The sequence below is a fragment of the Geminicoccus flavidas genome (genome assembly GCF_009806515.1).
GTDB lineage: Bacteria > Pseudomonadota > Alphaproteobacteria > Geminicoccales > Geminicoccaceae > Geminicoccus > Geminicoccus flavidus.
The window spans coordinates 1-15,350 of the sequence record NZ_WUJP01001041.1; the positions used below are offsets into that span (position 1 = coordinate 1).

Below are 15,350 nucleotides of genomic sequence, written 5' to 3' on the forward strand. Positions count from 1 at the left end.
ATGATCCACGTGACCAATCGTGCCAATGTTCGCATGCGGCTTCGTCCGCTTGAACGTCTCTTTGGCCATCGTCTGTGCCCCTCGTCAGTCCTCTAACCTGAGACGTCTCAGGCGTACTTGGCGCGAATTTCGTCAGCGACCATCTGCGGCACCGGCGCATAATGGTCGAAGTGCATGGTGAACTGCGCGCGACCCTGCGACAGGGAGCGCAGCGAGTTCACGTAGCCGAACATGGAGGCCAGCGGCACCATTGCCTTGATGACCTGCGCGTTGCCGCGCGGCTCCATGCCGGTGATCTGGCCACGGCGGCTGTTCAGGTCGCCGATGATGTCACCCATGTACTCGTCGGGCGTCACCGCCTCGACGCGCATGATCGGCTCCAGGAGCTGCGGGCCGGCCTTGGCCGCCCCTTCCCGGAAGGCTGCACGCGACGCGATCTCGAAGGCGAGTGCCGAGGAGTCGACTTCGTGATAGGCGCCGTCGACCAGCTCCACCTTGACGTCGGTCATCGGGAAGCCGGCGATCACGCCACTGTCCATGCAGCTCTCGAGGCCCTTCTGGACGCCCGGGATGTATTCCTTCGGCACCGCACCGCCGACGATCTTGCTCTCGAACTCGAAGCCCTTGCCCTTCTCGTTCGGCGTGATCACCAGCTTCACCCGCGCGAACTGACCGGTACCACCGGTCTGCTTCTTGTGGGTGTAGTCCACGGTCGCGGGCTTGGTCAGGGTCTCGCGGTAGGCCACCTGCGGGGCGCCCACATTGGCCTCGACCTTGAACTCGCGCCGCATGCGGTCGACCAGGATCTCCAGATGGAGCTCGCCCATACCCTTGATCAGAGTCTGGCCGGACTCCTGGTCGGTGGAGACGCGGAAGGACGGATCCTCCTGGGCGAGCTTGCTCAGCGCCAGGCCCATCTTCTCCTGGTCCGCCTTCGACTTCGGCTCGACCGCGACCTCGATGACCGGCTCTGGGAACTCCATCCGTTCCAGGATGATCGGCTTGTCCGCGTCGGACAGCGTGTCACCCGTGGTGGTGTTCTTGAGCCCGACCAGCGCGACGATGTCGCCGGTCAGCGCTTCCTTCAGCTCCTCGCGGCTATTGGCATGCATCAGGAGGATGCGGCCGATGCGCTCACGGGAGTTCTTCACGGTATTTTGGAGATACGAACCGCTCTCCAGGCGACCAGAATAGATGCGCACGAAGGTCAGAGTGCCGACGAACGGATCCGTCATGATCTTGAACGCCAGCGCCGAGAACGGCGCGGTGTCGTCGATCTTCCGGCTCGCCTCGGTCTCGGTCTTGGGATCAATGCCGGTGATCTGCGGCACGTCGAGCGGCGACGGGAGGAAGTCGACCACCGCGTCCAGCAGTGGCTGCACACCCTTGTTCTTGAAGGACGAGCCGCACAGCACCGGAACGAAGTTGAAGCCGGTGACGCCCTTGCGCAGGCAGCGCTTCAGCGTCTCCTCGTCGGGCTCCTCGCCGCCGAAATAGGCTTCAAGGGCCGCGTCATCCATCTCCACGGCGGCCTCGACCAGCGCCTGCCGATATTCGGTGGCGCGATCCTTCAGCTCGGCCGGGATCTCTTCCAGCGTGTAGTCGGCGCCCATGGTCTCGTCGCGCCAGACCACGGCCTTCATCCGGATCAGGTCGACATTGCCGACATACTGAGCCTCGCTGCCGATCGGCAGCGTCAGCACGACCGGCTTGGCGCCCAGGCGCTCACGGATCTGGTCGACGCACCGGTACATGTTGGCGCCGATCCGGTCCATCTTGTTGACGAAGCAGATCCGGGGCACGCGGTACTTGTCGGCCTGACGCCAGACGGTCTCGGACTGGGGCTCGACACCCGCGACCGAATCGAACACCGCCACGGCACCGTCGAGCACGCGCAGCGACCGCTCGACCTCGATGGTGAAGTCGACGTGACCGGGCGTGTCGATGATGTTGATGCGATGATCCCGCCAGTAGCAGGTCGTCGCTGCGGACGTGATGGTGATGCCGCGTTCCTGCTCCTGCTCCATCCAGTCCATCGTCGCGGTGCCCTCATGCACCTCGCCGATCTTGTAGGACTTACCGGTGTAGAACAGGATGCGCTCGGTGGTCGTCGTCTTGCCGGCATCGATGTGGGCCATGATGCCGATGTTACGATAACGTTCGAGCGGAATGGTGCGAGCCATGATCGTTTCCGAGCCGTTCCGGGCCGATTACCAGCGGTAGTGCGAAAACGCGCGGTTCGCTTCCGCCATGCGGAGCGTGTCCTCGCGCTTCTTGACGGCCGCCCCGCGGTTCTGGGCAGCATCCAGCAGCTCCGCCGCCAGACGATCGGTCATCGTCTTCTCGGAACGCTTCTGCGCGGTGGAGATGATCCAGCGGATCGCCAGGGCCTGGCGCCGCACGTCACGAACCTCGACCGGCACCTGGTAGGTGGCGCCACCGACGCGGCGCGACCGCACCTCGAGCGCCGGAGCGACGTTGCCCAGCGCCTCGTGGAACAGCTCGATCGGATCTCCGCCACCACGCTGCTGCAGCTTGTCCAGCGCGGCATAGACCGACGCCTCGGCCACGGACTTCTTGCCGTCCAGCATCACGGAATTGATGAACTTGGCCAGGATGACATCCCCGAACTTCGGATCGGGAAGGACCTCACGGCGCTCAGCAGCACGACGACGCATATTTCAGAAACCCTCTTGGCCGATCACTTCGGACGCTTGACGCCGTACTTGGAACGGCCCTGCTTGCGGTTCTTCACGCCCTGGGCATCGAGCACGCCGCGCAGCGTGTGGTAGCGCACGCCCGGCAGGTCCTTCACGCGACCGCCGCGGATCAGGACGACCGAGTGCTCCTGGAGGTTGTGACCCTCGCCAGGAATGTAGCTGGTCACCTCGAAGCCGTTGGTCAGGCGCACGCGGCAGACCTTCCGGAGCGCCGAGTTCGGCTTCTTGGGCGTGGTCGTGTAGACGCGGGTGCAGACGCCGCGCTTCTGCGGGCAACCCTCAAGGGCCGGCACCTTGTTGCGCTTCGGCTTGCTCGTCCGGCCCGTGCGGACCAACTGGTTGATCGTCGGCATCTCGTCTTTGTCTCGCCCTGTCCGAAGTGCGCGTTCCACGAAGCAAGTCCGGCCGCCCGGCATGAGCCAAGCCGCCTTCTGGAACCGGCAGGAATGCACCCGAACAACCGACCCTGCGTCTGGCCCGTTCGGGCCACCACCAGGCTCGTGAATGAAAAGGTGCGCGGCTTCTATCCGTCAGCCGGCCTGCCGTCAAGACCCTGCGCCCATCGCGGCTGGCCGCGACGGACGCAGGTCTTTCATGCGGCGACGCTTTAGGCGGCGCCGATCTCTCCGATCGCGAAGCCGCGCTCGCTGTCCAGCTCGCGCGGCGGTGCGAAGCGGCTGTCGGAGGCCAGCTCCTTGCGCAGCCGCGGCAGCACGCCACCGGTGCCGGCTGGGATCAACCGGCCGACGATGACGTTCTCCTTCAGGCCGTTCAGCCCGTCGGTCTTGCCGGCGAACGCCGCCTCGGTGAGCACGCGGGTAGTCTCCTGGAAGGAGGCCGCGGACACGAAGGACTGCGTCTGCAGGCTGGCCTTGGTGATGCCCTGCAGGACCGGGCGGCACACGGCCGGGCGCTTGTCCTCGGCCACGATCCGCGCGTTGACCTGATCGAACTCGACCCGGTCGACCTGCTCGCCCACCAGGAAGGTCGTATCGCCCGGATCCGCGATCTCGACCTTCTGCAGCATCTGCCGGACGATGACCTCGACATGCTTGTCGTTGATCTTCACGCCCTGCAGCTTGTACACGTCCTGGATTTCCGCGACCAGGAACTGAGCCAGCGCCTCCACGCCGAGCACGCGCAGGATGTCATGCGGCACCGGGTTGCCGTCGACGATCGGGTCGCCCGGCTTGGTGATGTCGCCCTCCTGCACGCTGACCTGACGCCCCTTCGGGATCAGGTACTCGACCGGCTCCTGATCCGGGTCGACCGGGATCAGGCGCAGGCGCCGCTTGTTCTTGTAGTCCTTACCGAACTCCACCCGGCCTTCCAGCTCGGCGATGATCGCCGGGTCCTTGGGCCGGCGCGCCTCGAACAGCTCCGCCACGCGCGGCAGACCGCCCGTGATGTCGCGGGTCTTGGACGCCTCCTTGGGCAGACGCGCCAGCACGTCGCCGGGATGGATCATGTCGCCGTTCTCGACCGACAGGATGCCACCCAGCGGCATGAAGTAGCGCGCCTCGTTGCCCGACGGCAGGGTGATCGGCTTGCCGGCCTCGTCCTCCAGCACGATGGCAGGCCGCAGGTTAGCCGAGCGGGAGGACTGCCGGTAGTCGACGATCTCCTTGCTCGACTTGCCGGTCGTCTCGTCGATCACGTCGCGGTAGGTGATGCCCTCGATCATGTCGTGGAACACGACCTTGCCGGCCGCCTCGGAAACCACCGGAACGGTGTGCGGATCCCACTCCGCGAGGCGCTGCTCCTTCTCGACCTTGGAGTCGGGCTCCACCAGCAGCCGCGTGCCGTTGGCCAGGCGATGACGGACGCGCTCGCGGCCGACCTCGTCATAGATGACCAGCTCGGAATTGCGGCCGAGCACGACCAGCCGGCCCTTCGCGTCGCGGACCAAGCGCGGGTTGGTGATCTTGACCGAGCCGGCCACCGCCGACTCGATCGAGCTCTGCTCCGCCTGGCCCTGCGCCGCACCACCGATATGGAAGGTGCGCATGGTCAGCTGGGTGCCGGGCTCGCCGATCGACTGCGCGGCAATCACGCCCACCGCCTCGCCGATGTTGACCTCAGTGCCGCGCGCCAGGTCGCGGCCGTAGCACTTGCCGCACACCCCGCCGAAGCTGTCGCAGGTCAGGACCGAGCGGACCCGGATCGCGGACACGCCGCTGCCCTCGATCAGCCGCACCTGCGGCTCCTCGAACAGCGTGTTGCGGGTGACCAGCACGTCGCCGGACTTCGGGTCGATCACGTCCTCGGCCGAGGTCCGGCCCAGGATGCGTTCGCCCAGATCGTCGGCCACCTGGCCGGCATTGATCGAGGCCGAGAGGGTGATGAACCGCTCGGTCCCGCAATCCTCCTCGACGATGATGCAGTCCTGCGCCACGTCGACCAGGCGACGGGTGAGATAACCCGAGTTGGCCGTCTTGAGCGCGGTGTCGGCCAGGCCCTTGCGGGCGCCGTGCGTGGAGTTGAAGTACTCCAGCACCGATAGGCCTTCCTTGAAGTTCGAGATGATCGGGTTCTCGATGATCTCGCCCGACGGCTTGGCCATGAGGCCGCGCATGCCGGCCAGCTGCTTGATCTGCGCCGCGGAGCCACGCGCCCCCGAATCGGCCATCATGAAGATGGAGTTCGGCTGCTTGAACCTGCCGTTCTCGTCCGGCACCGAGTGCACCGCGCGGATCGCCTTCATCATCTCGTCCGAGACGCGATCCGAGCACTGCTGCCAAGCGTCGACGACCTTGTTGTACTTCTCACCCTTGGTGATCAGGCCGTCCGCATACTGCTGCTCGTACTGCTTCACCAACTCCTGGGTCTGCGAGATCAGTCGGTGCTTGCTTTCCGGGATGACCATGTCGTCCTTGCCGAACGAGATGCCGGCGCGGGCTGCATTGCTGAAGCCCAGCCCCATCATCCGGTCGGCGAAGATCACGGTCTCCTTCTGACCGCAATGGCGGTAGACCTCGTCGATGACCTGGCTGACCTCCTTCTTGGTCAGCGTGCGGTTGAACAGCCGCTCGAAGCTGACCTTCGGGTTCTGCGGCAGGACTTCGTAGAGCAGCATCCGGCCCGGCGTCGTGTCGACCACCTTGGACTCGAAGCTGCCATCCGGCTGCATCACCTCGATGCGCGCCTTGATCTTGGCGTGCATGCTGACCGCACGGGCGGCGAGCGCGTGCTGGATCTCGGCGAGATCGGAGAAGGCCATGCCCTCGCCCTTCTCGTTCGGGATCTCCAGCGAGAGGTAGTAGAGCCCTAGCACGATGTCCTGGGTCGGCACGATGATCGGCTTGCCGTTGGCCGGGCTCAGGATGTTGTTGGTCGACATCATGAGCACGCGGGCTTCGAGCTGGGCTTCCAGCGAGAGCGGCACGTGGACCGCCATCTGGTCGCCGTCGAAGTCTGCGTTGAAGGCGGTGCAGACCAGCGGGTGAAGCTGAATCGCCTTGCCTTCGATCAGCACCGGCTCGAACGCCTGGATGCCCAGGCGGTGCAGCGTCGGCGCCCGGTTCAGCATGACCGGATGCTCGCGGATCACCTGCTCCAGGATGTCCCAGACCTCGGGCCGCTCCTTCTCGACCATGCGCTTGGCGGCCTTGATCGTCTGCGCCATGCCGAACAGCTCGAGCTTGGCGTAGACGAACGGCTTGAACAGCTCGAGCGCCATCTTCTTCGGCAGGCCGCACTGATGCAGCTTCAGCTCCGGACCGACGACGATCACCGAGCGGCCGGAATAGTCGACGCGCTTGCCCAAGAGGTTCTGGCGGAACCGGCCCTGCTTGCCCTTGAGCATGTCGGAGAGCGACTTCAGCGGGCGCTTGTTGGCGCCGGTGATGACGCGGCCGCGCCGGCCATTGTCGAACAGCGCGTCGACCGCCTCCTGCAGCATGCGCTTCTCGTTGCGCACGATGATGTCGGGCGCGCGCAGCTCGATCAGGCGCTTCAGACGGTTGTTCCGGTTGATCACGCGGCGATAGAGGTCGTTCAGGTCCGAAGTCGCGAACCGGCCGCCATCGAGCGGGACGAGCGGACGTAGCTCCGGCGGGATCACCGGAACGACCTCCATCACCATCCACTCCGGCTTGTTGCCGGACTCGAGGAAGACCTCGACCATCTTCAGCCGCTTGACCAGCTTCTTCCGCTTGGCCTCGGAGCTGGTTTCGGCCAGCTCGGCACGCAGCTTGTCGCGCTCCTCGGGCAGGTCGATGCGCTTGAGCATGTCGCGCACCGCCTCGGCACCGATGCCGACGGTGAAGCTGTCCTCGCCGAACTCGTCACGATGGCGCAGGACTTGGTCCTCGGTCAGCAGCTCATGGAGCTTCAGCGGGGTCAGGCCCGGCTCGACCACCACGAACTGCTCGAAATAGAGCACCCGCTCCAGCTCGCGCAGGGTCATGTCGAGCAGGATGCCGATGCGCGAGGGCACCGACTTCAGGAACCAGATGTGTGCTACCGGCGCGGCCAGCTCGATATGGCCCATCCGCTCGCGGCGCACCTTGGACTGGATGACCTCGACGCCGCACTTCTCGCAGACGATGCCCTTGTACTTCATGCGCTTGTACTTGCCGCACAAGCACTCGTAATCCTTGATCGGCCCGAAGATCTTCGCGCAGAACAGGCCATCACGCTCCGGCTTGAAGGTCCGGTAGTTGATGGTCTCCGGCTTGCGCACCTCGCCGTAGGACCATTCCCGAATCTGGTCGGGGCTGGCGATGGAGATCCGAATCTCGTCGAACTTCTGGCCGGCCGCGGGCTGACCAAAAAGGTACATGAGATCGTTCATCTGGACCGTCTCTCGCTCATCCGCATCAGGAAAACAAAGCCCGGGCCGATGGCGCCATGCGCCATCCGCCCGGGGCCGAAGCTCAATCCTCGTTCGTGGACTGCAGCTGGACGTTGAGCGCCAGTGCCTGCAGTTCCTTGACGAGCACGTTGAAGCTCTCCGGGATACCCGCTTCGAACGTGTCCTCGCCGCGAACGATCGCTTCGTAGATCTTCGTACGACCGGAGACGTCGTCCGACTTGACCGTCAGCATCTCCTGCAACGTGTAGGAGGCGCCGTAAGCCTGGAGCGCCCAGCACTCCATCTCGCCGAAGCGCTGACCGCCGAACTGCGCCTTGCCGCCCAGCGGCTGCTGGGTGACCAAGCTGTAGGGACCGACCGAGCGGGCGTGGATCTTGTCATCCACCAGGTGGCCGAGCTTCAGCATGTAGATGTAGCCCACCGTCACCTGCCGGTCGAACGGCTCGCCCGTGCGCCCGTCATAGAGCTGGGACTGACCGGACGAATGGCAACCGGCATCCTCCAGCATCTTGACGATGTCGGCCTCGTGCGCCCCGTCGAACACCGGCGTGGCGATCGGCACGCCCTCGCGCAGGTTCTCGCCCAGCTCCTGCAGCTCCTCGTCGGAATACTGCTGGAGCTCGTCGCTGGTCCCGTCGCCGTAGACGCGGCTCAGCCGCTCGACCAGCCGGTCGCGGCCCTGCTCCTCGTTGTAGCGATCAACCAGCTGGCCGATCTGCCGCCCGAGATTGGCGCAGGCCCAGCCCAGATGGGTCTCCAGGATCTGGCCGACATTCATGCGCGAGGGCACGCCCAGCGGGTTCAGCACGAGGTCGACCGGGGTGCCGTCCTCCAAGTGCGGCATGTCCTCGATCGGCGCGATCTTGGAGATGACGCCCTTGTTGCCGTGCCGGCCGGCCATCTTGTCGCCCGGCTGCAGCTTGCGCTTCACCGCGACGAACACCTTGACCATCTTGAGCACGCCGGGAGGCATCTCGTCGCCGCGCTGCAGCTTCTCGACCTTGCTCTCGAACCGGTCGACCAACGCCTTCACGCCGTCGTCGAGCTGGCGCTTGAGCGCCTGGATCTCGGCCATGCGGGCAGCATCGTCGACGCCGAAATCCCACCACTGCCGCTTGGGACGGTCCAAGGCCATCTCGTCGATCGGCATGTTGGTCCGCGCCCCCTTGGGCGCCGCGGTGGCCACCTGCCCTTCCAGCAGCTCACGCAGGCGCGAGTAGACGTTGCGCTCCAGAATGGCGCGCTCGTCGTCCCGGTCCTTGGCCAGCCGCTCGATCTCGGCGCGCTCGATCGCAATCGCGCGCTCGTCCTTCTCGACGCCGCGGCGGTTGAACACCCGCACCTCGACGACCGTACCCTGGACGCCCGGCGGCACCTTCAGCGAGGTGTCGCGCACGTCGTGGGCCTTCTCGCCGAAGATCGCCCGCAGCAGCTTCTCCTCCGGGGTCATCGGGGTCTCGCCCTTGGGCGTGACCTTGCCAACCAGGATGTCCGCGGCCTTCACCTCCGCACCGATATAGACGATGCCCGCCTCGTCGAGGTTGCGCAGCGCCTCTTCCGACACGTTGGGGATGTCGCGGGTGATCGCTTCCGGCCCGAGCTTGGTGTCGCGCGCCATCACCTCGAATTCCTCGATATGGATCGAGGTGAAGATGTCGTCGCGGACGATCCGCTCGGAGATCAGGATCGAGTCCTCAAAGTTGTAGCCGTTCCAGGGCATGAACGCGACCAGCGCATTGTAGCCCAGGGCCAGCTCACCGAGCTGGGTGGACGGGCCGTCGGCCACGATGTCGTTCGCGCGCACCACGTCGCCCACCTTCACCAGCGGGCGCTGGTTGATGCAGGTGTTCTGGTTGGAGCGCTGGAACTTCTTCAGCCGGTAGATGTCGACCACGCCCTCGCCGCGCGCGTTCTCGTCGGTCACGCGGATGACGATGCGCGAACCGTCGACCTGGTCGACGATGCCGCCACGCCGGGCAACGATCGCCGCACCCGAATCACGGGCCGCGATCTCCTCCATGCCGGTGCCGACATAAGGAGCGGCGGCGCGGACCAGCGGCACCGCCTGGCGCTGCATGTTCGAGCCCATCAGCGCGCGGTTGGCGTCGTCGTTCTCCAGGAACGGGATCAGCGCCGCGGCGACGGAGACGAGCTGCTTGGGCGAGACGTCGATCATGTCGACGTTCTCGGGCTTCGCCAGCACGAACTCGCCGTTCTGCCGGCAGGCGATGAACTCGCCGGCCAGCGTGCCGTCCTCGTTCAGCTTGGAGTTCGCCTGCGCGATCGTGTAGCGCCCCTCCTCCATGGCAGAGAGGTAGATCACGTCGCCGACGATCTTGCCGCCCTCGACCCGGCGGTACGGGCTCTCGATGAAGCCGTACTTGTTGATCCGGGCATAGGTCGCGAGGCTGTTGATCAGGCCGATGTTCGGGCCTTCCGGCGTCTCAATCGGGCAGATCCGGCCATAATGGGTCGGATGGACGTCGCGCACCTCAAAGCCCGCGCGCTCACGGGTGAGACCACCCGGGCCCAATGCCGAGAGCCGCCGCTTGTGCGTGATCTCGGAGAGCGGATTGGTCTGATCCATGAACTGCGAGAGCTGCGAAGAGCCGAAGAACTCGCGCACCGCCGCGGCCACGGGCTTGGCGTTGATCAGGTCGTGCGGCATCGCCGCGTCGATCTCGACCGACGACATGCGCTCGCGCACCGCGCGCTCCATGCGGAGCAGGCCGATGCGGAACTGGTTCTCCATGAGCTCGCCGACCGAGCGCACCCGGCGGTTGCCGAGATGGTCGATGTCGTCGATCTCGCCCCGGCCGTCCTTGATCTCGATCAGCATCTTGACCACGGCCAGGATGTCCTCCTGGCGGAGCACGCGCAGCGTGTCCTCGGTCTCCATGCCAAGGCGCATGTTCATCTTCACGCGGCCGACCGCGGAGAGGTCATAGCGCTCGTTGTCGAAGAACAGGCCGTTGAACAGGGCTTCCGCGGTCTCGAGCGTCGGCGGCTCGCCCGGGCGCAGCACGCGATAGATCTCGAGCAGCGCGTCGTCGCGGTTCTGCGAGCGATCCAGCGCCAGCGTGTTGCGCAGGTACGGGCCGACCGTCATGTGGTCGATGTCGAGGATCGGCAGCTCCTCGATCCCGCCCGAGATCAGCTTCTCGATGGCGATCGCGGTGAGCTCCTCGCCGGCCTCGACGAACACCAGGCCGCTGCTCTCGTCGATCACGTCGCGGGCGACGAATTTGCCGACCAGGTCCTCGGCCGAGACGAACACCTCGGTCAGGCCCTGCTCGACCAGCTTGCGGATCAGGCGCGGGGTGAGCTTGGTGCCCGCCTCGGCGACCGTCTCGCCGGTGCTGGCGTCGATCAAGTCCGTGGTCAGCTTCTGCCCGGTCATCCGCTGGCCGTTGAAGGCGGTCTTCCAGCCCCGGCCCGAGCGATAGTACATCAGCTCGTTGTAGAAGTGGGCCAGGATCTGCTCCTGGTCCAGCCCCAGCGCCAGCAGCAGTGCGGTCACCGGCAGCTTGCGGCGGCGGTCGATGCGGACGTGCAGCAGGTCCTTGCTGTCGAACTCGAAGTCCAGCCAGGAGCCGCGATAGGGGATTACACGGGCGGAGTAGAGATACTTGCCCGAGCTGTGGGTCTTGCCGCGGTCATGGTCGAAGAACACGCCCGGGCTGCGATGCATCTGCGAGACGATCACGCGCTCGGTGCCGTTGACCACGAACGTGCCGTTCTCGGTCATGAGCGGCATGTCGCCCATGTAGACGTCCTGCTCCTTGATGTCCCGGACGGAACGGGAGCCGGTCTCCTCGTCCACGTCCCAGACGATCAGGCGCAGGGTGACACGCAGCGGCGCGGCATAGGTCATGCCGCGCTGATGGCACTCGTCGACGTCGTACTTGGGCTCTTCCAGCTCGTACTTGACGAAGTCCAGCGCAGCGCGATCGGCGAAGTCCTTGATCGGGAACACCGACCGGAACACTTCCTCGAGTCCGTGCAAGACCCGGTCCGCCTGGCGAACGTCGCGCTGCAGGAACGCCTCATAGGACTGACGCTGGACCTCGATGAGGTTCGGCATCACGGCGATCTCGGGGATGCGACCGAAGCTCTTGCGGATCCGTCTGCGAGCGGTGAACGTCTGGGGCATGACGGGCCTTCGCTGATCGAAGCTGGAACAGGCTGGGGGCGGGGGAACCTCCCAGCATATAGGAACTCAACCGGGAATTGTCACCGCGATGACAATGCCGGCAGCGCCGAAAGCCGCCGGTGCGTGCACCGACGGCTCCGGACGAAAGGAAAAAGTCGCGACGCGACTGGAGATTACTTGATCTCCACGGTGGCGCCGGCGCCCTCGAGCTGAGCCTTGATCTTGGCGGCATCCTCCTTGGAGACGCCCTCCTTGACCGGCTTCGGCGCCGCCTCGACCAGATCCTTGGCCTCCTTCAGACCAAGGTTGGTGATCGCGCGGACCTCCTTGATCACGTTGATCTTCTGGGCTCCGGCGCTGGCCAGGATCACGTCGAACTCGGTCTGCTCCTCGGCGGGGGCAGCAGCGGCGGCAGCGCCACCACCAGCGGCGGCGACGGCGGCAACCGGGGCCGCGGCCGAGACGCCCCACTTCTCCTCGAGGAGCTTCGCCAGCTCGGCAGCCTCGAGAACGGTCAGGCTCGACAGGTCTTCGACGATCTGATGCAGGTTCGCCATAACGACATCCACTCCACTACACTCACGCGTGGCCACCTTTGGGCCACAATGTTCACTGCAGGTCCGCCAGGACCTCGGATCGAGCGGTCAGCCCTGATCGCTCTTCGCCCGAAGCAGACGGGCGAGCTGACCGCCCGGCGCCTGCAACACACCGACGAGACGCGACGCCGGGGTATTGATGATCGCGATGAGCTTCGCCCGGAGGTCGTCCAGGGAGGGAAGCTCGGCCAGCGCCTTGACCTGATCGGCCGACAGGATCGACCCGGACAGGCCACCGCCCACGATCTGAAGCTTCTCGTTCTTCTTGGCGTACTCGACCGCCACCTTGGCGGCCGCCACCGGATCACGCGAATACGCGATCGCGGTCGGACCCTTGAAGAGCGGTTCCAGACCGGCGAAACCCGTTTCCGCGAGGGCGCGGACGGTCAGCCGGTTCTTGGTCACCCGGAAGGACGCACCCTGCTGGCGCATCTGCGCGCGCAACTGGGTGACTTCCGGCACGGTCATGCCGCGGTACTGGGTGACCACGACCACACCGGTCTCATTGAATACAGCATTCAGGTCAGAAATGACCTGCGCTTTCTCAGCTCGAAGCACCAGAGCCTCCGATGCACTTGGTCCAGACAACCCCATAGGCCATCAAGACCGGGCTCGTTGTCTCAAAGGCGTGCGGCAAACGCACGCCGAACGGCACCGTCATCCCGACGACGGCGCTAGCGAGCCAGACAGTGCGTCTTGCTAGGCGCGGCAACATAAAGCGTCGCCGGCCGATTGCAAGAGGCCTTGTCGGCCCGATCCGCCGTTTACGCGAGGATGCCGCCGACCTCGAGCTTCACGCCCGGCCCCTGGGTGGAGCTCAGATGTGCGCGCTTGAGATAGGTGCCCTTCGCCCCGGCCGGCCGCGCCTTGTTGATCGCATCCACGATCGCCCGGACGTTGTCGACCAGCTGCTCCGCCGGAAAGCTGGCCTTGCCCACGCCGGCGTGGACGATGCCGGCCTTCTCGACGCGGAACTGGACCTGGCCGCCCTTGGCGTCCTTGACCGCCTGGGTGACGTTCGGCGTCACCGTGCCGAGCTTCGGATTCGGCATCAGGCCGCGGGGGCCCAGCACCCGACCGAGCCGGCCGACCACACCCATCATGTCCGGCGTGGCGATGCAGCGGTCGAAGTCGATCTGGCCGCCCTGGATCGCCTCGGCGAGGTCCTCGGCACCGACAATGTCCGCGCCGGCCGCCTTGGCCTCCTCGGCCTTGTCACCCTTGGCGAACACCGCGACCCGCAGGGTCTTGCCGGTGCCGTGCGGCAGGTTGACCGTGCCGCGGACCATCTGGTCGGCGTGGCGCGGATCGACGCCCAGGTTCATCGAGATCTCGATCGTCTCGTCGAACTTGGCGGTCGCGTTGCTCTTGACCAGACCCACCGCCTCGTCGAGGCCGTAGAGCCTGGCGCGGTCGACGCTCTCGGCCGCCTTGCGCAGCCGCTTGCCCTTCGTCGCCATCGCTTACTCCGCCACCGCGATGCCCATGGACCGCGCCGAGCCGACGATCATCTTGGTCGCGGCGTCGAGATCCTGGGCGTTGAGGTCCTTCATCTTCTTCTCGGCGATCTCGCGGCACTGGGCCATGGTCACCGAGCCGGCGTCGCCACCACGACCCGGCGTCTTGCTCGCCGAGGTGATGTTGGCCGCCCGCTTGAGGAAGAAGGAGACCGGCGGGGTCTTGACGATGAAGGTGAAGGTGCGGTCCGCGAACGCGGTGATGATCACCGGCAGCGGGGTGCCGACCTCGACATTCTGCGTCTCTGCGTTGAACTTCTTGCAGAAGTCCATGATGTTCAGGCCGCGCTGACCCAGAGCCGGGCCGATCGGCGGGCTCGGGTTGGCCTTGCCTGCGGGTACCTGCAGCTTGATGTACCCGGTGATTTTCTTCGCCAAACTGTCACTCCTGTATCAGAAGCCTAGCGGTGCGAACGCCCGGCCCGCACCGGGCCAGGCTCCCGCGGCGTTCCGGTCAGACCTTCTCGACCTGCCCGAACTCCAGATCGACCGGGGTGGCCCGGCCGAAGATCGAAACGGAGACCTTGAGGCGCTGCTTGGCCTCGTCGACCTCCTCGACCGTTCCGTTGAACGAGGCGAACGGTCCGTCCGCCACGCGAATCTGCTCGCCGATCACGAAGGCCACGGTGGCCTTGGGATGCTCGGTGCCTTCCTGGATCTGCTGGTGGATCCGCAGCGCCTCGGCTTCCGGGATCGCCTGCGGCCGGCCGCTGCCGCCCAGGAAACCCGTGACCTTCGGAATGTTGCGCACCAGCGACCAGGTCTCGTCGTTGAGATCCATCTTCACGAGCACGTAGCCCGGGAAGAACTTCTGCTCGGTCGGAACCTTCTTGCCGCGCCGGACCTCGATCACCTCCTGCATCGGGACCAGGATCTCCTCGAAGGCGTCGGCGAGCCCCTTCTGGGCGCTCTGCTCCTGGATCGCCTCGCGGACCTTCTTCTCGAAGCCGGAATAGACGTGGATGATGTACCACTTCTTCGACATCAGACCCCCAGGCCGAGGATCAGACGGATCGCGAACGAAATGATCTGATCGACGAGGAAGAAGAAGATCGCGGCGGCGGCCGACATCGCGAGCACGCTCGCGGTCGTGTAGAGGGTTTCCTTGCGCGACGGCCAGGTGACCCTGGCCATCTCCTGGCGCACTTCCCGCAGGAACTGCGCGGGCGACACTCTCACCATCCGTCGTCGGATCCCGTTCAAACTGCTAGATGCTGGCAGGAGCGGAGGGGCTCGAACCCCCAACCCCCGGTTTTGGAGACCGGTGCTCTACCAATTGAGCTACGCTCCTGCATCACCTCCCGCCGGAGCGGCCGCACGAGGCGGCCCAGCCGTGGCGAAGGGTACGCTCGCCGTCGCCGGCCCGCGTGGGGCAGGCTCTTAGCGGCAACCTCGCGGGAGGGCAAGCGGCAGAAAAGGGTTCGGCCACAAGAACGTCACAAGCGGCGCTCCCATGGCCGGCCCGGCCGGATCCGACCCCTTCAGATCACTGGATGATGTTGGCGACGACGCCGGCACCGACGGTGCGGCCGCCCTCGCGGATGGCAA

At 65.8% G+C, this 15,350-nt stretch carries 11 protein-coding genes and 1 tRNA gene; all 12 read right to left on the bottom strand.

Features of this window, described 5'->3' with window-relative positions:
* Positions 1–107: 107 nt before the first annotated feature.
* Positions 108–2,183: an elongation factor G gene (gene fusA / locus EQG76_RS29840; RefSeq protein ID WP_159718882.1), complete on the bottom strand. Its 2,076-nt coding sequence runs from the start codon at positions 2,181–2,183 to the stop codon at positions 108–110.
* A gap of 27 nt (positions 2,184–2,210) precedes the next feature.
* Positions 2,211–2,678: a 30S ribosomal protein S7 gene (gene rpsG, locus EQG76_RS29845; protein ID WP_159718883.1), complete on the bottom strand. Its 468-nt coding sequence runs from the start codon at positions 2,676–2,678 to the stop codon at positions 2,211–2,213.
* 23 nt (positions 2,679–2,701) lie between these two features.
* On the bottom strand, positions 2,702–3,073 hold the full coding sequence (gene rpsL / locus EQG76_RS29850; protein ID WP_027134780.1) for a 30S ribosomal protein S12: 372 nt from the start codon (positions 3,071–3,073) through the stop codon (positions 2,702–2,704).
* 254 nt (positions 3,074–3,327) lie between these two features.
* Positions 3,328–7,515 (bottom strand): DNA-directed RNA polymerase subunit beta', encoded by a 4,188-nt coding sequence (gene rpoC / locus EQG76_RS29855; RefSeq protein WP_159718884.1) that lies wholly within the window; start codon positions 7,513–7,515, stop codon positions 3,328–3,330.
* An 82-nt stretch (positions 7,516–7,597) separates the two neighbouring features.
* Positions 7,598–11,689 carry a DNA-directed RNA polymerase subunit beta gene (gene rpoB / locus EQG76_RS29860; RefSeq protein WP_159718885.1) on the bottom strand — a complete coding sequence of 1,364 codons (4,092 nt, stop codon included), beginning with the start codon at positions 11,687–11,689 and terminating at the stop codon, positions 7,598–7,600.
* Positions 11,690–11,862: 173 nt separating this feature from the next.
* Positions 11,863–12,246, bottom strand: coding sequence for a 50S ribosomal protein L7/L12 (gene rplL, locus EQG76_RS29865; protein ID WP_159718891.1), 384 nt, complete (start codon positions 12,244–12,246; stop codon positions 11,863–11,865).
* An 87-nt stretch (positions 12,247–12,333) separates the two neighbouring features.
* Complete coding sequence (rplJ, locus tag EQG76_RS29870; RefSeq protein ID WP_235031626.1) at positions 12,334–12,843, bottom strand: 50S ribosomal protein L10; 510 nt, start codon at positions 12,841–12,843, stop codon at positions 12,334–12,336.
* 206 nt (positions 12,844–13,049) lie between these two features.
* Entirely contained in the window at positions 13,050–13,745 is a 696-nt protein-coding gene (gene rplA / locus EQG76_RS29875; RefSeq protein WP_159718887.1) for a 50S ribosomal protein L1, read from the bottom strand.
* A 3-nt stretch (positions 13,746–13,748) separates the two neighbouring features.
* Entirely contained in the window at positions 13,749–14,180 is a 432-nt protein-coding gene (gene rplK, locus EQG76_RS29880) for a 50S ribosomal protein L11 (protein ID WP_159718888.1), read from the bottom strand.
* Between the two features lie 76 nt (positions 14,181–14,256).
* On the bottom strand, positions 14,257–14,787 hold the full coding sequence (gene nusG / locus EQG76_RS29885; RefSeq protein ID WP_159718889.1) for a transcription termination/antitermination protein NusG: 531 nt from the start codon (positions 14,785–14,787) through the stop codon (positions 14,257–14,259).
* Complete coding sequence (gene secE / locus EQG76_RS29890) at positions 14,787–14,984, bottom strand: preprotein translocase subunit SecE (RefSeq protein ID WP_159718890.1); 198 nt, start codon at positions 14,982–14,984, stop codon at positions 14,787–14,789. Before secE ends, nusG begins: the two co-directional genes overlap by 1 nt.
* Before the next feature lie 33 nt (positions 14,985–15,017).
* A tRNA-Trp gene (locus EQG76_RS29895) sits at positions 15,018–15,093 on the bottom strand.
* Positions 15,094–15,350: the final 257 nt, after the last annotated feature.